This is a genomic window from Paenibacillus sp. FSL K6-1122, assembly GCF_037977015.1.
Lineage (GTDB): Bacteria > Bacillota > Bacilli > Paenibacillales > Paenibacillaceae > Paenibacillus > Paenibacillus amylolyticus.
This window is the reverse complement of record NZ_CP150272.1, coordinates 3,683,653-3,703,183: the sequence shown is the minus strand read 5'-3', so window position 1 is coordinate 3,703,183 and position 19,531 is coordinate 3,683,653. Positions and strand designations below refer to the sequence as shown.

The 19,531-nt window shown below is 43.9% G+C and carries 16 protein-coding genes; 5 read left to right on the top strand and 11 right to left on the bottom strand.

What is annotated here, in order from left to right:
• Positions 1-286: 286 nt before the first annotated feature.
• The 4 genes from NSQ20_RS16815 to NSQ20_RS16800 all read right to left on the bottom strand — a co-directional run bounded on the left by NSQ20_RS16815 (position 287) and on the right by NSQ20_RS16800 (position 4,798).
• Positions 287-991, bottom strand: coding sequence for an ankyrin repeat domain-containing protein (locus tag NSQ20_RS16815; RefSeq protein WP_340030378.1), 705 nt, complete (start codon positions 989-991; stop codon positions 287-289).
• A gap of 10 nt (positions 992-1,001) precedes the next feature.
• Positions 1,002-2,510 carry an S-layer homology domain-containing protein gene (locus tag NSQ20_RS16810; RefSeq protein ID WP_340030377.1) on the bottom strand — a complete coding sequence of 503 codons (1,509 nt, stop codon included), beginning with the start codon at positions 2,508-2,510 and terminating at the stop codon, positions 1,002-1,004.
• A gap of 119 nt (positions 2,511-2,629) precedes the next feature.
• The gene (locus NSQ20_RS16805; protein WP_036671296.1) at positions 2,630-3,322 is read right to left on the bottom strand and encodes a response regulator transcription factor; all 693 of its coding nucleotides are present in this window, start codon (positions 3,320-3,322) and stop codon (positions 2,630-2,632) included.
• A gap of 6 nt (positions 3,323-3,328) precedes the next feature.
• Positions 3,329-4,798, bottom strand: a complete 1,470-nt coding sequence (locus tag NSQ20_RS16800; RefSeq protein WP_036671294.1) for a HAMP domain-containing sensor histidine kinase — start codon at positions 4,796-4,798, stop codon at positions 3,329-3,331.
• 203 nt (positions 4,799-5,001) lie between these two features.
• Between NSQ20_RS16800 and NSQ20_RS16795 the strand changes: the two genes are divergently transcribed.
• Both NSQ20_RS16795 and NSQ20_RS16790 read left to right on the top strand, forming a co-directional pair.
• A complete protein-coding gene (locus tag NSQ20_RS16795) occupies positions 5,002-5,829 on the top strand; it encodes an AraC family transcriptional regulator (RefSeq protein WP_307412605.1) in 828 nt (275 codons plus the stop codon).
• A gap of 79 nt (positions 5,830-5,908) precedes the next feature.
• Positions 5,909-6,247: a cupin domain-containing protein gene (locus tag NSQ20_RS16790; protein WP_074095159.1), complete on the top strand. Its 339-nt coding sequence runs from the start codon at positions 5,909-5,911 to the stop codon at positions 6,245-6,247.
• Positions 6,248-6,391: 144 nt separating this feature from the next.
• Here NSQ20_RS16790 and NSQ20_RS16785 read toward each other — a convergent pair whose 3' ends face one another.
• The 4 genes from NSQ20_RS16785 to pdxS all read right to left on the bottom strand — a co-directional run bounded on the left by NSQ20_RS16785 (position 6,392) and on the right by pdxS (position 10,595).
• Entirely contained in the window at positions 6,392-7,528 is a 1,137-nt protein-coding gene (locus NSQ20_RS16785; RefSeq protein ID WP_340030376.1) for a choline esterase, read from the bottom strand.
• Positions 7,525-8,184, bottom strand: a complete 660-nt coding sequence (locus NSQ20_RS16780) for a TetR/AcrR family transcriptional regulator (RefSeq protein ID WP_339187214.1) — start codon at positions 8,182-8,184, stop codon at positions 7,525-7,527. Before NSQ20_RS16780 ends, NSQ20_RS16785 begins: the two co-directional genes overlap by 4 nt.
• Before the next feature lie 212 nt (positions 8,185-8,396).
• Positions 8,397-9,467 carry an ABC transporter substrate-binding protein gene (locus NSQ20_RS16775; RefSeq protein ID WP_340030375.1) on the bottom strand — a complete coding sequence of 357 codons (1,071 nt, stop codon included), beginning with the start codon at positions 9,465-9,467 and terminating at the stop codon, positions 8,397-8,399.
• A 243-nt stretch (positions 9,468-9,710) separates the two neighbouring features.
• On the bottom strand, positions 9,711-10,595 hold the full coding sequence (gene pdxS, locus NSQ20_RS16770) for a pyridoxal 5'-phosphate synthase lyase subunit PdxS (protein WP_200869424.1): 885 nt from the start codon (positions 10,593-10,595) through the stop codon (positions 9,711-9,713).
• A 147-nt stretch (positions 10,596-10,742) separates the two neighbouring features.
• Here pdxS and NSQ20_RS16765 point away from each other — a divergent pair, with 147 nt between their 5' ends.
• The 3 genes from NSQ20_RS16765 (at position 10,743) to NSQ20_RS16755 (ending at position 14,988) form a co-directional block, all read left to right on the top strand.
• A complete protein-coding gene (locus NSQ20_RS16765) occupies positions 10,743-12,233 on the top strand; it encodes a PLP-dependent aminotransferase family protein (protein ID WP_340030374.1) in 1,491 nt (496 codons plus the stop codon).
• A 59-nt stretch (positions 12,234-12,292) separates the two neighbouring features.
• On the top strand, positions 12,293-14,314 hold the full coding sequence (locus tag NSQ20_RS16760) for an ATP-dependent DNA helicase (protein WP_340030373.1): 2,022 nt from the start codon (positions 12,293-12,295) through the stop codon (positions 14,312-14,314).
• Positions 14,315-14,460: 146 nt separating this feature from the next.
• On the top strand, positions 14,461-14,988 hold the full coding sequence (locus tag NSQ20_RS16755; RefSeq protein ID WP_340030372.1) for a DinB family protein: 528 nt from the start codon (positions 14,461-14,463) through the stop codon (positions 14,986-14,988).
• A 78-nt stretch (positions 14,989-15,066) separates the two neighbouring features.
• On the opposite strand, the gene NSQ20_RS16750 is transcribed toward NSQ20_RS16755, so the two are convergent.
• From NSQ20_RS16750 to NSQ20_RS16740, 3 genes are all read right to left on the bottom strand, one after another.
• On the bottom strand, positions 15,067-16,008 hold the full coding sequence (locus NSQ20_RS16750) for a family 43 glycosylhydrolase (protein ID WP_340030371.1): 942 nt from the start codon (positions 16,006-16,008) through the stop codon (positions 15,067-15,069).
• A gap of 30 nt (positions 16,009-16,038) precedes the next feature.
• A complete protein-coding gene (locus NSQ20_RS16745; protein WP_340030370.1) occupies positions 16,039-17,757 on the bottom strand; it encodes a discoidin domain-containing protein in 1,719 nt (572 codons plus the stop codon).
• A 71-nt stretch (positions 17,758-17,828) separates the two neighbouring features.
• Positions 17,829-19,514, bottom strand: coding sequence for a hypothetical protein (locus NSQ20_RS16740; RefSeq protein ID WP_340020418.1), 1,686 nt, complete (start codon positions 19,512-19,514; stop codon positions 17,829-17,831).
• Positions 19,515-19,531: the final 17 nt, after the last annotated feature.

The following is a 19,531-nucleotide window of genomic DNA, read 5'->3' as shown; positions in this document are numbered from 1 at the left end:
ATGTATAATCAGCGCAATAATAGATAGCGCTTACATGGTTGGTATTTCCATTTTATCCGGAAGCATGGTGGTAAACTATAGCAAACTTTAAAGCAGAGATATTCAATTTTTAAGATCTTCGTTCTTGTATCTAATCATGTTATGTTAAGACTATGCCAGTTTCATACACATAAGATGGATTGAATGAAGCGCCTGCCCTTCAGCATAGAAGGAATCAGGCGCTCCATGAAAACCATTTTTACATATATCTCAACATGTTTGTTTCTTTATTCACCCTAAAAGGGTTCTATTTCGCACCAGCTCGTACCAAAATGTCTTCAATTTCTTTGAAGCCATTATTCTTCGCATGACTGAGTGGTGACACCCCATCACGGTCCGATATGTTTACGTCTGCTCCGTGGTCAATGAGTAATTGTATCGTCTCCTGCTGCCGAGCATTGCCATCGTTAAGAATGATCGCTTCGAGTAGTGCTGTCCATCCCAATTGATTCACATGGTCCACATCCACCGAAGTTTGAGTCAGTAGTTCTTGCACTACATCCACATATCCATGCTCCGAAGCTGGAATAAGTGCTGTCCCTCCATATCGATTCGTTATCGCTGGGTCCGCTCCCGCCTCGATTGTCAGCTTCAAAATATCCAAGTATCCTTCAGCGCCAGCATACAGAAACGGGGTATTTTTCATATCGTCCTGTATATTCACATCTGCCCCCGCTTTAATTAACACTTTAGCCGATGTTGGATCATTATTGTAGGTTGCAATCATTGTAGCGGTTCGTCCACTCTGATCTTGAGCATTGATATTGGCACCTGCTTGAATCATTTGATCGATGCGTTCAGTATCGCTGTCCTCTACTGCCTTGAACAGCTGTTCATCTGCTGAAGTCATGGCCTTTTCCTCCACGTTAGAGTCGTTTCCCATTTCAGGCACGCAGCCTTGAACGATTAACATACTGCTTATCAGGACAACGATAATCAGCGTTTTACTCATACTGCCTCCTTTACTCCAGTGTCAAGGTGACCGAAGAAGCGATACTCCAATCCCCAACTGGGTTTATTGTATACGTAGTACCCGGAGTCAACTTTCCATCATTTGTTAGGTCGAATACACCCGTCGCACCTTTTCGACTTGAATATTTATAAGTGGCCGTCAGAACATCCCCGCTAGGTGAAGTTAACGTTACACTTCGACCAGAGAACAGTTCATCTCCAGGGTCCTGGTCAAGTGTAACTTCAATGGAGGTTTCGCTCACTGCTTGAGCACTTGCAACCACTAGTGGATCAAACGATTTCGCCGTAAATGAAGCATTTTCGATGTTGGCCCAATCCGAAGAAACCGTATATGTGACACCTGATTTCAGCGTTTGTCCCTCAGGCAAACGGAACTTCGGTTCTTGTTTACCGTCTGTGGATTGCGTGAACGGAACATATCTGGCAACGATAGGCTCGCCACCTTCTGGCGTAATTACAACTTGTCTTGCCTGCATGGAAGAGATGATTTGATACGTTTTGCCTCCTGCTTGCTCTTGATCATTCAGCACAAATGCATTAGCTCCTCGACCACCACTGTAAGCTGAAATGATGTAACCATAATCCACGACACTGTTGACTTGCAATGCTTCAATCTCGAATGTATCATTCGTTACTTGATTAGCCGTTGTCATGTTTATTTTCGTACCACTGCCTTCAAAGGAACCAGCGTCTTGGCCTTTGTAAGTCAGGTTGTACACTTCACCAGCATCTTGTACGGACGTTGGAACGATGTAAGTCGCAATTGACCCTGTTTTCAAACGGGGCATATTGGTTAACGTCAACCCGCCACTAAACGCAAAGTCCGTTTGTGCCTTGGCAAAAGCTTCATTCGCTGCTGTCAGCGGCTTGTCAAAAGTTACAATTAACGTAATGGCATTCAGTGATCTAACGCTCTTGATTTGAGCTTGCTCCGAAGGAATAGCTTGGTGTGCAGTTTGCAACAGCACTGCTGTTTCGCCGCGCGTTGCTGTACCGTTCTCGGAGTAGAACTCGCTCATCCAATGGTGAACGGACTTTACATCACGTTGCATCGCTTTGGATACGACCTGTTCGAGTTCAGCATCCGACACTTGAGTTTGCGGATTGAATTGTCCATCGTTAGCCTGCATGATGCCAAGTTCAACAAGCTTTGACGCATATGGCGCATACCATGCATTCGGATTCACATCCGTCAATTCTACGGTTTCTCCCGTCTTGCTCTCCAAATTAAACGTTTTGAAAACCAATGAAGCTAACTCCGCACGGGTAATTGCTCGATGTTCACCCATAGATTGATCTGCATACCCGTTCATGATCCCCAAGCTATTCAGATCCTTGATAGCAGCTTCAATCTGTTGTTGATTAAGCTGTGTGGTTGTTGCCGCAATGTTAGTAACGTATGTAGCTGCATGTACTTGATTCGCAGTTAACGGGAACACTGCTGTACCTAATGCAGTTATGGTTAGAAATGTAGCGATTTTGCGGGTTGTAGAATTCATGGTTGAATTCCTCCTCTATAGGTTGTAATTGCCTGTATCTATAGAATAGAGGACAAAAAGAAACTCCCAAGGCTAAAGTTATTAACAAAATATAAACTGGCTCTAAATTTTCACGAAACTTATGCAGTAAACCGGTAGCCTGCACCCCAGACGGTTTCAATATACTCCGGATTTTTGGGGTCTGTCTCCAGTTTGCCGCGCAGTTTGCGAATATGGACAGTAACCGTTGCAATGTCTCCGGTGGAATCCATGCCCCAGATCCGCTCGAACAGATCGGATTTGCTAAATACACGGTTGGGATGACTCGCAAGAAATACAAGTAACTCGAACTCCTTGGTTGTAATCGCCACCTCTTCTCCATTAACAAAAACGCGCCGTGATCCTTTATCAATGTGAAGCCCGCGAATGTGGATTTCATCCTGCTCAGCTGGTTTGTTTTTGCCAAGTAGTCTCTCGTATCGGGTCAAATGAGCCTTTGCTCGTGCAACCAACTCACTTGGGCTAAACGGTTTTGTAATAAAATCATCCACTCCCAGATTAAATGTCCGGATCTTATCGATTTCTTCCTTTTTTGCGGAAACGACAAGGATGGGCACCTCTTTTACCTCGCGAATACGCCTGCAACATTCGAAGCCGTCGAGTCCCGGAAGCATCAGATCAACAATGATCAGTTTATAGTCCCCCTCCAGTGCCTGCTTCAGACCATCATCTCCAGTATGGCAGAGATCCACGGAAAATCCGTTGAGCTCAAAATAATCCCGTTCCAGTTCCGCAATCGTTGTTTCGTCTTCAATGATCAAAATGTTTGCCATTACTCATTAGTTCCTCTCTTCATTCAGCCGTTTCAGCTTGATATATATGCTCGTGCCATCATTGGGCTGGCTTTCTGCCCAGATAAAGCCCCCATGTCCATCAATGATTTGGCGGGCAATTGCTAGCCCGAGCCCACTTCCGCCCGTTGAGGAATTCCGAGATTGTTCTGCACGATAGAAGCGTTCAAATATATAAGGCAGTGCCTCTTCAGGTATTCCCCTGCCATTATCTTTAAACGCCATCGTAATCCAGTTCTCATCAGCTTGAAGTGTAATCTCGAATCGTTTATGTTCATTCTCCATGTATTTGAGTGCATTATCCACCACATTAACAACGGTACGTTTTAACTTCTCCGGATCCACAGCAGCCATAGCGGGACCAGACACCTGGTTATTCCAATCCAGGGCAACACCTTTATCCTCCAGATCATATCTCAGCTCTTCAATGCTATCTTCAAGGAAATCAGCGAGATCAACTGTCTTGAACAGGAAAGGCTCTTGGTTCAAGTCGAGCTTGGAATACAAAAACAGTTCATCCACCAGCTTATCCATGCTAACTGCTTTGGAGTGAATGATATTAACATAACTCTCCATTTTCTCCGGAGTATTAGCGACACCGTCACGAATACCCTCAATATAGCCTTTGATATTGGTAATCGGCGTACGGAGATCATGCGAAATGTTGGAGATAAGCTCTTTGCGGTTCACTTCGTCCTGCTGACGTAACGCATAAGAGAGCTGTAATTGATTCCGCATGCTCTCAAACGCTTCGCTGAGTTGACCAACCTCGTCATTGGAGTTTAGCTGAAGTTTAAAGGATAGATTGCCATCCTTAATATGTTCGGCTGAACTTCGTAGTTGATTCAATGGTTTAATGAAGCTGCGCGTGATCCAGCGGAACAAGAGCAGATTTGCAATGATGAGGACGCCAATAAGCAGGAATGACATCACAGGCAGCAACTTGCGAGTAAGCTCCGCAAAGGGACTTCTCTCACGAATGACAAAGATACTCCCCCGTTCCCCGTCTGAATATTGAAAATCAAATTTTGCATACGCGTAAAATCGCTCACCAATATTGAAGGTGCTCCGAATCTGATAATTGTTAAGATCATAGGCAGGAAGTGCTTGCTTCAGTTCTGGCTGGTTGAAGGTCAGTGATTCGAAGATCTGACTATTCTCTCGTCTGATGTAGAGCCCTGACTTCTCAGCTCGAAGCTTCATGTCATATTCACGCAGCAAAACCTTGTTCTGCAGGTCGTCGGGGTCATTTTTGGCCAGGAACTTCATTTCTTGAAAGATCGATTCTCCCTGCTCAGTCAGGGGGTTGATCTGATAATGTACCTTGTATATATCACGGAAACTCTGTAGATCCCCCGTAGCCGCAATCGTATACAGACTTGCCGTAAGCAGGATGAACAGTAGACTTATAACAAGCATGCCCGTGAAGGACAGCAGCATTTTTATTCGAATTGACATGGGTTCCCCTTCTCAAGCAAACAATTGGATTAGTTAGTGCACATGTTAACACAAGATGGATTCTATTGCCCATATGTAAAAAAGAGCTTTCTTTTTCATTATATATGTTGACAGTGATAATCGTTATCAATAATGTTGGAGTAAGGTGCATAACGATTTATCTTAGAATGACCGGCAAACACTTTTGAAATGAGGTACGTAATGTGAAAGTAGACGTTAATCAGTTAGCAGCGCATTTTGCACACATTCCTTTTCAAGTTGAAGGAGTATATCGATATGCTAGAAATCCAGGGGTTCCCCAGGCTGACTATACCGATTCTTTTCCTGGATTTGTATTTCCTCTTACAGGAAAAATACAATTTCAATTTGATGGTACACCCTATATTTTTTCACCAGGAAAAGTTGTACATGGGGGCGCGAAAATGAAACTGGATCAAACCGTGTTTCATAGAACGGACTGGGAATATATCCTCGTTTTATACCGGATATGTAGTTCGGACCTCGAAGAGACAAGCTTTTCCCATCAGCATTTTGAATTATCAACGGGTCAGTCCCCACGTCTGATCGAATTAATCACGCGTCTTTGGCATGTGTATAATCAGCACGGAGGTATTTCAAAGTTTCAGACCGAGATGTTGTTTCGCGATGTACTGAATGAGACCTTAATATGTGTTGATCATAGGCAAAATAGTTGTGAATCAGATGTTTTATTCGAACGGGTCTCTACCTATATCCAAGAATATTATGATCAAAATCTGACTGTCGCATCACTTGCAGAACAAAATAATGTTAATCGAAATCGACTTTCCTACGTGTTTAGAAGACATGCAGGTATGGGTCCAGCAGAATATGTATTGAAATATCGTATAAACATGGCACAGCAAATGTTATTGGCAAGTGATGCGTCTGTACAACAGATTGCCGAGACCGTTGGCATTGCTGACCCCTTTTATTTTAGCAGAGTGTTTAAGAAACAATGTGGTATTTCTCCTACGGAGTATCGTCTGAAGTTCATCAATAATCCATCCTGATTTCAATAGGCATCCATGTTATACCAAAGCTTAGATCAGTATACTGAACATATAGGATTAATACACAGGAGGAATGACGATGCACTATCAAGCTATTAAATTAAATGAGGAATTTTCGAAATTAAACGATCTTTGGTCTCCGAAACTTATTGGTGAAATGAATGACTATCAATTTAAGATCGTTAAGATTGCTGGAGATTTTGAGTGGCATGTTCATGAGGAGACTGACAAGTTATTTTTTGTGCTCGAAGGGGAAATGATAATTGATTTTCGTGATGGGCAAGTGAAAATTTCCAAGGGCGAGATGTATATTGTGCCTAAAGGAGTCGAGATCAAACCTTCCGCTGAAAAGGAATGTCATATCATGTTGATGGAGCCTGGAAGCGAAGTAAACACTGGCGGGACTAAGGCGGAATAATCGTCAATTATTGGAACCAGGAAGTTAATTTGTAATATCAGAGAGCCGATAACCCAGTAACAGGGTTATCGGCTCTGCGTCTGTACGGCTAGCTCTTCGACATGCATTAATTGACATATATTAATCAGCAAACTCTCGGTTATGTCACTTGTTGCTGGTCTTCTTGATCAATTCCACACCATCGTATGCCAGGCTTTCCACACTTGTTGCCTTCTGCAGTATGTAATGATCAAAAAAGTTCTTCGCATAGTCTGTAACAAGATTTCGCATCTCCATAACATCCCGTTCACCTCTGAGTTCCTCATTAACACTGGTAAACACGATGTCACAGTAATCCAAATGTGCAACACGATCAACTGAGAAATAATAGGTTTCCATGCTATTGTTAGCGCCAATAACCGCATTCATATTATAGTTAGGTTCACAAAACAGGAACAAGAAAGGTTTCTTAAGATCGCTATCAAGAAGTCCAAACGCACCGCTATCCAAGCCAATCCCGCAGGCGAACCGGTCGTCATCCCGGCAAACCATCGCCGTCGTAGGCCCTCCATAGGAATGTCCGACTATACCCATGCCGATGTCAAGCAACAATCTGCCCTTAAAGATGGAATTCAGCTCTCCAGAGTCCAGTTTGTAAAGATAATCGGCTACATACCTTACATCTTCTGCCTGTGATTCACTATACTCTGTTATCTTGGAAAGTATCGGCAGTGCAAGCACGTTACGGCACATCTCAATGGCAGTTTCATCGTCAGGCCGCATCTCCATCTTACCAGCCAACGCCAGCATCTGCGGATCTTCACCAAAGGCTGTAATGACATCCGAAAAGTCCTTTGATACATTAAACAGGCGCCCATCTTTACGTTTATACATCGTGCTATTCTGATGGCCGATGCTTACCACAACATACCCCATGCTTGCCAAGTCTGTACAGAGCACTGTACCCCATTCTGGAGATCCGCCCCCGCCGCAAACATAGAATAACACTGGATAGCGCTTTTCCTTCCCGGAAAGAGCAAGGTCGTCGTAACACTGGGTCTTGATATCTATAGAGAAAACATCTTTCAACGCAGTGACAAGTGGCTGCTCATTAAACATCTCGTAGACTTCAGGAAACATGTACGTTGATGTAGTCTTACCTTCGCTACTGTCAGACGGATAGTACACAAAAGCGGTCAGTTCTCTTTTGGAGTAATCTGATGCCGTGTACTCAAAATCCATCTGGGTTCGACCGACAGTATAGCCACCAATTGGTTCTGGAAATGCATTATAGGTTTTCATTTTCTTTCCCCCTTGAGATCGCTAACCATTTCAGAATATTTATGATCTTCAAGCAGCCCATGACCCATAAATTCAGCAAAGTACTTGCTGATCTTATGTTGCAGCTCAGAGTCCTTAATATCGAATTCCCTAAAAAACAAGATTAAATTAAGCTGCATTGACTCAAACATAAAAGAAATCAGGTCGTCGTCAACATCCGGTCGGAGATATCCATCAACCCTCATTCGGCGTAAAATGTCCTTGATCATGGGGAATGACTCGCCCTTTAACACATTCACATATACTTTCAGCAAAATGTCCTCAGGAATATATGAAAATGTTTTAGTCAGTTTGATTTCCAACTCATTCAGTGGCTCGGTCACCATGCCATTAACGTTACCAAATAAGCCAGTAAGGAAATAGCTGTAAAGGGAATCTTCATTACTGTTACTGAAGTATGCAGCTCTTTTCTGGGTCACATTACGTATTAAGTGACAATAAAGGTCATCTTTGTCTTCAAAATACCGATAAAATGTTCCGGGGTGCATGGACAAACTATCCAAAACCATCTTCATAGTTATATCCTCGTAAAGATTATCAACAAAAAGATGCATTGCGCTACTAGATATTTCCTCGCGCCTTGTTTCGTCTAAACGAAAGAAAGTATTTTTTGGCATAGATTACTCCTTAATTTGAAGTGTGAACTGATTCACACTATACCGATAATACATTCACAAGTCAAATCGTATTAAAATAGAGTGTTCACTCCATTCTCGCTATCATTCAGGCTGACCGGGAACAGCTTTAGACAGGAATTTGGTCCCTGATAACAAAAAAAGCCGCTAAAATAGCGACTTTTAATGGTACTATGTTTTTGTCCTTGGTTTCATTACAACCCCACATCATCAGCGAGTCCTTCAACACCTGTGAAGATGGAATCCCCGTAACCCCAGAAGTTGTTGAAATCAATAATGTAGATTTTTTTGTTTTTAACTGCGTTAATGTTTTGTACCTGTTTGTTGGCAAGCAGCTTTTCAATCGTCTGCTCAGGATCAATACCACCTGCATACCTCGAAATAATCATTGCATCCGGATTAATCTCGATTAACTTCTCCAGACTGAGTGTGCCAGTTTCATTAATCAGCATATTATGCATATTGATTAATGACATTGCACTTTCAATAAACGTATCACCATTTCCGTTGTAAATTCCAATGGTTCCATCACCATTATCCGAAAATGATACATAGTTAATCGTTTCAGCGCTAGCTCGGGCTGACAAGGCATTCTCGCGTGCTTTAAGCGTCTCAATATATGCCGCTGCATTGGCTTGTACGTTGAATATCTCACCTAATTCAGTAATATCCTGATACAGACTATCTAACGATGCATCAGGAACACTGGTGCTTTGTACATATGTTTTGATCCCCATATCATTCAAGCTGCTTACTGTACCAACACCCCAGTCCGCATCCTCAAACAATCCACCACGACCAACAACCAGGTCAGGCGTAGCCCCTATTGTCACTTCCTTGCCTACATAGCCTTCAGCTAGCACAGGAATTTGTTTAAACTCGTCCGCAATATCTTCAGGTACACTACCAAACAACGCAGCTACACCTACAAGTTTGTCTGTCAAACCAAGGCGAATCATCAGCTCGGCTGCACCTTGGGTATTGGCAACTACTCGTTCAGGTGCCTTGTCAAACGTTTGATCCTTCTTCACCCATGTGCCGTTCTCTGTTGTATAGTTTGAAACGGTTACCGGGTAAGTTGTTTCAGCAGGTGCTGAAGTCTCTGCATCCGATGTCTTCTCATCTGTTGCAACATTTTTCGCTGCTTGCTGCGAGCTATTGTTTGCCTGATCGCTAACATCACTATTATTGGAGCAGGCTACAAGTACAACAACAAGTGCAGCAATAAAACAAAATAACATTCCTTTTTTAAAGCGTGTAGACATTTAATTCTCTCCCTTTTGAATCCTTAATTTTCTATTTATGCATTATGTAAAATAGTTATTGTCAGTATACAGCAAATGTCGAATCTCGTAAATGATAATTATAATCATTCTCAATTGATGAAAAAAAGGACATTCTCCTCTCCGTTTTTTTCTTGTGCTTTCGTCAACAATAACAAAAAAGCCGATCCAATTTATGATCGGCTTTGCTTGACACTATTCATACTCCAGTTGTTCTATCTGCTCTTACCAACCGCGGTTGGACATGCGCTCTTCTGGAGCCAATTTAGAAATTTCGATCCCTTTCATCGGGGCGCCCAAGTTTTTGGATACTTCAGCAATCAGTTTGTAATCGGTGTAATGTGTTGTAGCTTCAACGATTGCACGAGCGAATTTCTCAGGGCTATCGGATTTGAAAATACCTGATCCTACAAACACACCGTCTGCTCCCAGGTGCATCATTAATGCTGCGTCCGCCGGAGTAGCTACACCGCCTGCTGCAAAGTTAACGACAGGAAGTTTTCCGTTTTCATGAACTTCGCGCAGCAACTCATAAGCTACACCTAGATTTTTGGCTTCAGCGTACAGCTCGTCTTTGGACATGTTTTGCACTTTACGGAGCTGGCTGTTAATTAGACGCATATGACGAACTGCCTCAACAATGTTGCCCGTTCCAGGCTCACCTTTTGTACGAATCATCGATGCACCCTCACCAATACGGCGAAGAGCTTCTCCCAAATCTTTGGCTCCACATACAAATGGTACAGTAAACTCATGTTTATCGATATGGAACACTTCGTCTGCAGGCGTAAGAACTTCACTTTCATCGAGATAGTCCACACCTAGGGATTCAAGCACTTTGGCTTCTATGTAATGACCGATACGTGCTTTGGCCATAACTGGGATAGATACAACCTTCATAACCTCTTCAACGATGGTTGGATCTGCCATACGAGCTACACCGCCAGCAGCGCGAATATCGGAAGGTACCCGTTCAAGAGCCATAACAGCTGTTGCCCCTGCCGCCTCAGCGATTTTAGCTTGCTCTGCATTCATAACGTCCATGATGACGCCACCTTTTTGCATTTCAGCCATTCCTCTTTTTACACGATCTGTACCTGTTTGCATGATTGTAGTCCTCCTAATTAACTTTTGGGTGATTTTCAATAAAGGCATCGCTCTAATCTATGATTTAGTATAGAATGAGAATGGTCATATAAAAAGATCCAATATTTTTGGTTTTTATTGTACCACTTCATTTATAAATCTGGAGGTCCTATGCAATTTCATGTAGCTTACAGTTCATATTTGAACCGAAAATATACGAAGATGAAGGCTCTCTATCATGCCATTCGTGATGCAATTCATGAAGGTAATCTTATACATGGCGAGAAATTACCCTCTACTCGAGAGTTAGCCGCGACGTATCACATTTCCAGAGGAACCGTGAATCAGGTCTATGATACGTTGACTGCACAAGGTTACATTCATTCAGAGCATGGAAGAGGAACCTTTGTTGCTTACCAGTTGGATTTGAACAATAATGCGTCCACCGAGAAAGCTTGTACCCATCACTTATCCGCCTGGGGGAATCGTATTCAGCAGTTTGAACAGCAGTCGATTCAAAGAAATACACCAGCCAATGCTCATACACATGATTCCAGAATGAATAGCGACGAAGTGATCGACTTTAGCAAATATCAACCTGATTTCTCCAAGTTTCCTTACGATGAATGGAATAATCGATTGTATGCAGAGATAAGGCAGCGTGAGCATCACCTGAAAACAACCTCTGCCATGGTTAGTTCAACCGGGGATCCAAAATTGAGAGAAGCCATTGCTGCCTATCTGCGTAGGATGCGGGGCATTCAAGTTGATCCGGATCATATTGCAGTAACTGCAGGCTCCATGCAAGCTATAGCTCTACTCACTCAATTACTTGCAGATCCTGGGGATTATGTCGTGACAGAAAGTCCTTGTTATGTCGGGATTTCTAAAGCCATATTGGCTGCGGGTGCAAAGTTGATTGAAGCTAATCTCGATGGTCAGGGCGTTGTGCCCCAGGACTGGGAAGCACGTATGTTGTTTGTCACGCCGTCACGACAATTTCCTACTGGTGAAATGCTCAGTCTGGAACGCAGACAAACCTTGCTGGACTGGGCACAGCGAAATGATGCCATGATTGTTGAGGATGATTATGATAGTGAATTCCGATATCGCGGAATGCATGTTGAACCACTGAAAACACTCGATAAAGCAGGACGTGTAATCTACCTGGGTAGCTTTACCAAAACCTTGCCTTTAGAAGTACGACTTGGTTATGTGGTTCTTCCCCCTACCTTGGCTGACACCTTTAGAAAGGCACAAGCATTATACGAGCCAAGACCCGTCAACCTGATCGAACAACGGGCATTAGCTGCATTCATGACAAGCGGTCAATATGAACGTCATCTGCGCAGAATGAATCGATTATACAGTCGGAAATTCCATCTGTTACTCAAACTTTTGAACAAGCAGCTCTCTACATGGTTTGATTGGGTGGAGAATGAAGCGGGTCTACACGTGTTTGGTTGGTGGCGAGGTAATGTGACCACTTATGAGGCCTTTAGGGAATCAGCTCGGTCACAAGGTGTGGTATACTCAGAAGTCAGCAGTTCAACGGCTGTTGGTATGAAGTATGGTATCTATTTGTCTTTTGCACATTTGTCAGATGAACAATTACAGGAAGGCGTATCCAGATTGAAAAATGCCGTTACAACTGCATTGTGAGGTAAATCGTCTCCAAAGTGAGTACAAGAAGATCATCATTCGGAAGAGGGGCGATCGTTATGAATTGGTTAAATGAACTCTACAAAATTAATAAACAGGAACCGGACAAGGAAATCGAACGTTCTTTGGTTAACGCCATCTTCCGAATATATGACCGGTTCCCCCGAATTGGCCTTAGAGAGCGAATTGGACAGCAAGAAATGTCTCTCGATATCGCCGATGCTTATATCCATGGGCATAATGCCATGATTGAAGCTGGTGTCGGAATCGGTAAGTCTTTTGCGTACCTGATCCCAAGTCTGCTCACGAATCAAATGTCTCAGAAACCAGTCATTATAGCGACATCCTCCATTCAGCTCTCGGAACAGATACATAAAGATTTAAGGATTATTGGTAGCCGGTTGGGATTCTCAACGGTTCGCTCCGTGGTGGGAAAAGGCATGGGGCAGTATGCCTGCCGAAGTAGAGCAGCGGAATGGATCAATCTTGATGATGCAAACTCCTCCGTATCTACCCTCGCACAGCGCATATTAGATTATGAAATTGATGAAAGAGCCGATATTAAAGCTGGAGTTAGTGATGCCGAATGGTCCCACGTTTCCGTGAATGATTGCAAATTTGAACGTTGTCATCACAAAACTGCATGTTTGTTTTACGATATGAGAGCGAAATTGAATGCAAAAGCTCACGAGATTGATTTTATTATCGTGAACCAGGACTTGCTCATACGGGATCTGATGAAGAAAAAAGAAGGAACCAAGAGCATCATCTCAGAACAGCCTGCTCTGATCGTCATTGATGAAGCGCATAATCTGGAAGCAAAAGTTCGGGATGCCAGAACACTTGAGTTCACTTATCGGGGAATTTGCCGCATTCTGGATACCACGGTGCAGCTTCTAACGAAGCAGTCCGGGGATAAAAGTCTCTTCTCACAATCCAAGTTCATCAAAAACTGCGCTGAGCGCATCTTCAAACAGGTAAACGCGGATCTGCTCCACCATGCCAAGCAGGATAACGACCGAATCAAAGTGTCGGAGATCAAAGGAATACCGTTAAACCAAGTCTTAAACAATTTAAAAGATCTCAGTCTGCGCCTTTCCATTTTGACCTCACGCCACGAGCGGGAGATCGATGACGCTTTTGAAGCCATCAACGGGCTAATTACCCTTATTAGTGTCTTATCTGAAATAGAGGACAACTGTCTCTTATGGGCAAGCAGTCCCCTTAGAGTAACCACAATCAGCATCTGTCCCAAAGATATAAGCCAATTTCTGAAATACGCTTTATTTAATGGTAAGGTACCTGTAATCCTAACATCAGCAACGCTGTGCCAAGGCGGGGATACGCTGGAGGAACAATATTCTTATATGACGCACTCCCTTGGTTATAAGGGAGGTTTCTTAGAGCGCCAACCCTCCCCTTTTGACTACACCAACCATGCCATGATGTATATTTCGAACAAAGTTCCCTATTACCACCACGATCAGCGCGAAAACTATCTTGAAGCAGCGTACAACGAAGTGGTTCAACTCTGTAATCTAACTCAGGGAAGAACAATCGTTCTTTTTTCAGCAAAAGAGGACATGAAATACATTCACAAAAAGTTGATCTCAAAGGCTAATGAATACACATGGGCACTCCATGTTCAAAAAGAGGGATCATCACAGGACAGTGTCATCGCCGATTTCAGGAAAAGCAAAGGTGTCCTCCTGGGTACTGGTGTATTCTGGGAAGGTGTGAATATCGAGGGGTCTGACCTGTCACAGGTCATTATTTTCCGGCTGCCCTTCCCTGTTCCATCGGATCCTGTTTATGAATATAAGGCATCTGTAACAGAGAATCCGTTCATGGAGGTGTTTGTACCGGACATGCTTCTTCGATTACGGCAAGGAACTGGACGCTTGATCCGCAGTGAAACGGACCTTGGCATACTCAGCATACTTGACTCCCGTCTCAGCGCAACGGCTAAAAAGAGTTACCGGGAACAGGTGTTGGACACGTTGCCTTTCAAAAAAGTGACGGAGGATTTTGAGGTTTTAGAGAGATTTGTTCAAAATAAAAGGATACGACGTACGGATTAGAAGTGGTACACCCAAACGCTATAAGACTGTTCCAATTACATGAAGCAGCCCTTCCACCTATCAAGCGGAAGGGCCAATTTCGATGCTGGAAGTAAGATTTATGCTACAATATATTCCAGATCTATGATCACAAAGGAGGCATTACCATGGTTGAAAGACCAACTACAGAGGAATATGCAGCTTATTATGAAGGGTACATCCAGCTTGTTCCTGAAGGGAACATCATCGAACGCTTAGAGCTGCAAGCCAACATCGTACCAACTTTGCTCTCTTCATTAACAGAAGAGCAAGCAAATTATCGTTACGCCGAAGGCAAATGGAGTGTTAAAGAGGTCATCGGACACCTTTTGGATAATGAACGCATCATGAGCAGCCGATTGCTTCGCATCGCCAGAGGTGACCAAGCGAATCATCCCGGCTACGATCAGGACGTGCTTATGCAGACCCACCCTTTTAATGCGTATACCCTGGCCGATTTGAGCGAAGAATATGCCGTCACACGCCGCTCAACCATTCTTATGCTTCGTCGCCTCACCCCGGAAGCATGGCTCTGTAGAGGGATCGTCAGTGATAACACTGCTTCAGCTCGATCGATTGCATTTGTTATGGCTGGGCATGAGCTCCACCATTGTTCAGTACTTCGCGATCGTTATTCGTTGGATTTGAAATTATAAAATTCATTCAAAAAGACTTTGAACCTGCATTCGCTGTAGGATCAAAGTCTTTTCTCATCAGTCGTTTTATCGTTCAAATTATCGTTCAAAATGAATCCGATGTGCGTCCTCTCGCAAAGATAATGTGGAATAATCATTTAGAATCGGAATGTCCCCATTGAATTCAATGGGCAGTACCACATAGCTGGACTGAAAATAATCCGATCCGTTCCAGCGATCTGCAAAATACAGATACTCCTCCGCTGATCGTTTCAGCACAAACGCTGGTTGCGTTTGGTACGTCGTTTCATCGCCAAAATCGCTGAGCATCCCCCATGGTCCATCCATCGTATTAGCCATCGCGTATTTCCCTTGATTTGGAGCCCAACCCGTGCAAAATGAGGTCACCATATAATACTTCCCTTTCCGTTTGAAGACGGCTGGCGCCTCCCGATATTCCCCCTGCCACAGCTTTCCGACAAGACTTTCGACATTAAGGTAATCTTCCTGCAGACGATAGATGTGCAGGTCCGCATTGTCTCTGGCAGCCGAAATAAAATACGCTGCCCCGTCTTCGTCCTGAAAGAGCGTGCAGTCACGCGACATATACCCGTACGGATTAAAGCTGCCATGATACACGAAATGACTATCCGGATAATCAGATGTGGCAATGGCGCATGCGGCATCGTTATAATTCTCACCATTCTCATAGTGAACCCAAAGGACGAACTTCTTTGTCACCGCGTTGAAAAGTACTTTAGGCCGTTCGAGATTTACCTTTCCACCTTTATCGTTCACTAATGCCAGATTCGTCCGAACTCGAATGGGTGCAGCTGGCGTAGAGGTCGTCAAGATATGGTTTCGAAACTCCCAGTTGAATAGATCTTTGGAGCGGTAACAATTAACATATATATCGTCCCTCCGATCTTCGCCATACCAGTAATAATAGTCGTCATGGAATAACATATGTCCACCATGGGCATGGATCGGCTGAGCGCTTGAATCATTCCAGATGCCACCATTTGTTAATTGATTATTCACACCGTTACCTCTCTTCTTTTAAGAACAACATTAATTGGTGTCCGATCCAAATACCTTCACTTCCCATAGTCTTGGCGTGTACCAATTGTTGGGATTGTTATGAAGTGCAGCATTTTGTATATTAATTCGTACATACCTGGCAGCAGTGCTCGATAGCGTATCTGATGTGAAACCGTAAGATGTATTATTGGTTCGATCCAATGCCACGGTCCAGTTTACATTATCCGTACTGGTCTCGATTTTGTATTTGTAAAAACCTTCGGAGCCTTTTTGCATCCACCAGGAGATTTGCACATTATTCAATTGCTGAACAGAGCCGAGGTCGACCTTCCACCAATGTGGCCAGGAACTGCCTGTGCCTACCCATTCGGTTTGATAGTTGCCATCATTAGCATAACTTGCCGGATTTGTTCCAGTAACCGTTTGGGCTGTTGCCGGTTTACCTTGTGACAGCAGTTTTCCATTCTGAACGGGAACGACAACATCATCGCTTGTGTTATAAAGGACTTGATCAAAATAATCATAAAATGCGTAACCATCAGAGAACCAAACGGGAAGCAGTCGTTCCTCTGTTGTTCCATTTTGCGTACCTGCCCAGCCGAACATCCAGCGATACGCAACCATAACCACGTTGTTGCCCGTATCTGGCTTCACCCGCATGACGGAACCCGACTGCGCCGAGAAGGTTGACGTGTTGCCAATCGTCCGCAATTCAGACCAATCTCCGTCTATGCTTGTTGCTGATGAATACAGGGGGATACTTGGGTACCAACCTGCCGCTTGGGAAGAGAACAAATAATAAATGCCATCTTTTTTGATCATCTTGGGCAGTTCCCTGTGTTGATTTTGATAGATAACAGAAACTTGATGATCCACATCCAACCAATCGGAGGTTAACTTATATAAGATGGTGTCCGAATTATTATTGGCCGTAGAGATCAGATATGCCGAATCATCATCATCTTTGAAAATGGAGATATCCCGGGATTGGTTCCCTTCCGGTCGAAAGCTTTTGTGAAATGTAAAGTCTTCTCCAGGCGTGGCTGAAGCCACCGATACTCTGGCAAGTGTGTAGTCTGTACTGTTTTCATAGTGAGCCCAAAAAACAAATTTGTTCGTAGGCGCATGGTAGAGGATATTAATCCCCTCAAATTTAGAATTCGCCAGATCGGGATGATCCGTGTAGGAAAGGACCACTTTGTCGTTACCGTAGGTGATGTCATCCGTTGATGTCTGTTGAATCATTTCGCCAAAACCGCCTGATGACTTTTGCACGAAATTAAATCTGTAGTAGGTGTCTCCAACTTTAAGTTCATTCGGGAGCATAAGCGTTGATTGCGTTGTATTATCAAAAGTTGTGAGGTTCTCTGGTAGGCTGTAAGGGGTATATTCTGGCGAGACAGCGGAGGTTAACAAGGAAGTTCCGTCATATGCCTTCACTTGATACTTGTATGTGTTACCTATGTTGAGGTCATAATCATCCGTCGTTGTACCTGTTAAGGTCTGTAATAACTGATAGGGTTCATCGTTCTCGGATCTATACAACTCGTATGCAGTCGCTCCCTGGACAGGTGCCCAATGGATTTTGGCATTGGATACTTCGGATTCATTCTTCAGCACAAACAGTGTTGCAGCAATATGGGTCTCTTCACCAGCAGCAGCGTGAACGGTTTGAGCTGAGGACGTTAAATGCACTGTTAACAACATCAATGCAATGACGATAGCCATCCACGATTTACCTTTGATCATGTCTCATCATCTCCTTTTTTAGAAGACCAACCTTCCTGTTGTAGGAAGGCTGATCCAGGTGAAACTTGACTTTATTTCAAATTCATCAGTGTCATTACATCCGTCTCGCTGGCTTGGTTGTACCATTCGTTAACTTCTTCGATCACGGTGTCTCCGCCTTTTTCATGCCACTGTTTCACAAAGGTATCAAATGCTTCAAGTGGCTCATTGCCATATATGATTTTGGTGAACGTCTCCTGTTCCATGGTGGTCAACTGTTCCCACACATTTTGCATCGTTGGCGTTGGCGGACCGTTAAACTCATTTGGCAGTAAAACATCTCTGTTTTCATACGAAATCCGATATCCATCCTGTGTTGTTTGATCCTTCGAGGCGCTCTGAATGAGGACACCCGTGTCGGCTTTAACTCCATTCGCCAGATCGTAGTAGGATTGGCCGGGACCATCAACACTCGGTGTATTTTTGGTAAATGCCATTTTTCCAACGCCTTGTACAGCCTCTAATGGTGCATTGAATTTCGTTGGATCAAAAGTGACTTCATCGTTAACGATATCGTAATCGTATCCTTGAGCGTACCCGTACTTGAAATCCCCGGTGCTGAACGCCGCATCGTACATTTTATCGTAGTACAAGAAGAAGGCTTCCATGTTCTGAAAATCCTTGTTAAACATGAACACACCATCGTTCAACTGGGCGGATTGATAGGTCTTATCACCGTTCACGCCTTGAATGGTCGGATAAGCACTAATTTTTGCACCCTCCACATTTTTCTCCACGTCCTTCACACTGTCGTAAAGCCAAGGACGACCAATGATGATACCAGCTTTCCCCTCCGTAAAATCGGACAGAGCATCCCAGGCCCCTTGGGTGGCCAATTCTTTGTTCAAGTACCCTTTTACATACCAATCGCGTAACTTGGCAAGTGCCTCTTTGTTGCCAGGAGCCACAGATCCATAGGTGAGTTTGCCATTGTCGTTATGCCATTGCCTTGGAAGATGTTTGCCCGTGTATGCGCTGAAAATCATGACCGGATCGCTGACCCAGCCCGTATTGTAGGAATCTTTACCTGAAAAAGTAAAGCCGTATGTGTCTTTCTTGCCGTTCCCATCTGGGTCCTCATTGGTGAACGCCGCGATGACTTGTTCAAACTCATCAATCGTTGTTGGCGCTTTCAAATTCAACCTGTCCAACCAGTCCTGGCGGATCAACATGACTTCGCCTTCCGTCAGATTCGGCGCAATCGCCATCCCGTAGACCTTACCCTCCCTAACCACTGGATTGAAGGTGGTTGGGTATTGTTTGTATATTTCTTTTATCCGGTCAGGCATGTAGGTTGAGATGTCTTCTGTAATCTCCTTGACCTGCCCCGACTCGATCAGATCATTGACCAGCATGGTATCATAGACAGGCAGAACGTCTGGTAGTTTCTCGGAACCCGTCAACGCCAGCCGCAGCTTGGTATTATATTGTGAAGCATCACCTCCCAGCAGGGTGGTTTGGATTTTGATACCCAGATTTTGTTCGCCCCAGCGAGTCAATACATTGTCATTCAACGTCTCACCGTTGATGTACTTTCCAGCATTTTCATCCTGTTGTTTGGCGATGGTGATTGTAAACGGTGGATCATATTTTCCGTCTTTAAGCACCGATGCCGGTGCGGTCTCGGAAGCACTCTCCCCTTTGCTACAGCCAGCCATAAGAACAGCCGACAGCATAACCATACTTACCATTTTCCATAAATCAGTTCTTTTCTTCATGGAAACATGCCCCCTTC

Bases quoted from the DNA above. Each gene is read 5' to 3' on its own strand.
- NSQ20_RS16815 (WP_340030378.1), bottom strand. From the start codon at position 991: ATGAGTAAAACGCTGATTATCGTTGTCCTGATAAGCAGTATGTTAATC.
- NSQ20_RS16740 (WP_340020418.1), bottom strand. From the start codon at position 19,514: ATGAAGAAAAGAACTGATTTATGGAAAATGGTAAGTATGGTTATGCTG.
- NSQ20_RS16755 (WP_340030372.1), top strand. From the start codon at position 14,461: ATGGTTGAAAGACCAACTACAGAGGAATATGCAGCTTATTATGAAGGG.
- NSQ20_RS16785 (WP_340030376.1), bottom strand. From the start codon at position 7,528: ATGAAAACCTATAATGCATTTCCAGAACCAATTGGTGGCTATACTGTC.
- NSQ20_RS16745 (WP_340030370.1), bottom strand. From the start codon at position 17,757: ATGATCAAAGGTAAATCGTGGATGGCTATCGTCATTGCATTGATGTTG.
- NSQ20_RS16805 (WP_036671296.1), bottom strand. From the start codon at position 3,322: ATGGCAAACATTTTGATCATTGAAGACGAAACAACGATTGCGGAACTG.
- NSQ20_RS16760 (WP_340030373.1), top strand. From the start codon at position 12,293: ATGAATTGGTTAAATGAACTCTACAAAATTAATAAACAGGAACCGGAC.
- NSQ20_RS16765 (WP_340030374.1), top strand. From the start codon at position 10,743: ATGCAATTTCATGTAGCTTACAGTTCATATTTGAACCGAAAATATACG.
- NSQ20_RS16800 (WP_036671294.1), bottom strand. From the start codon at position 4,798: ATGTCAATTCGAATAAAAATGCTGCTGTCCTTCACGGGCATGCTTGTT.
- NSQ20_RS16780 (WP_339187214.1), bottom strand. From the start codon at position 8,184: ATGCCAAAAAATACTTTCTTTCGTTTAGACGAAACAAGGCGCGAGGAA.
- NSQ20_RS16810 (WP_340030377.1), bottom strand. From the start codon at position 2,510: ATGAATTCTACAACCCGCAAAATCGCTACATTTCTAACCATAACTGCA.
- NSQ20_RS16775 (WP_340030375.1), bottom strand. From the start codon at position 9,467: ATGTCTACACGCTTTAAAAAAGGAATGTTATTTTGTTTTATTGCTGCA.
- NSQ20_RS16790 (WP_074095159.1), top strand. From the start codon at position 5,909: ATGCACTATCAAGCTATTAAATTAAATGAGGAATTTTCGAAATTAAAC.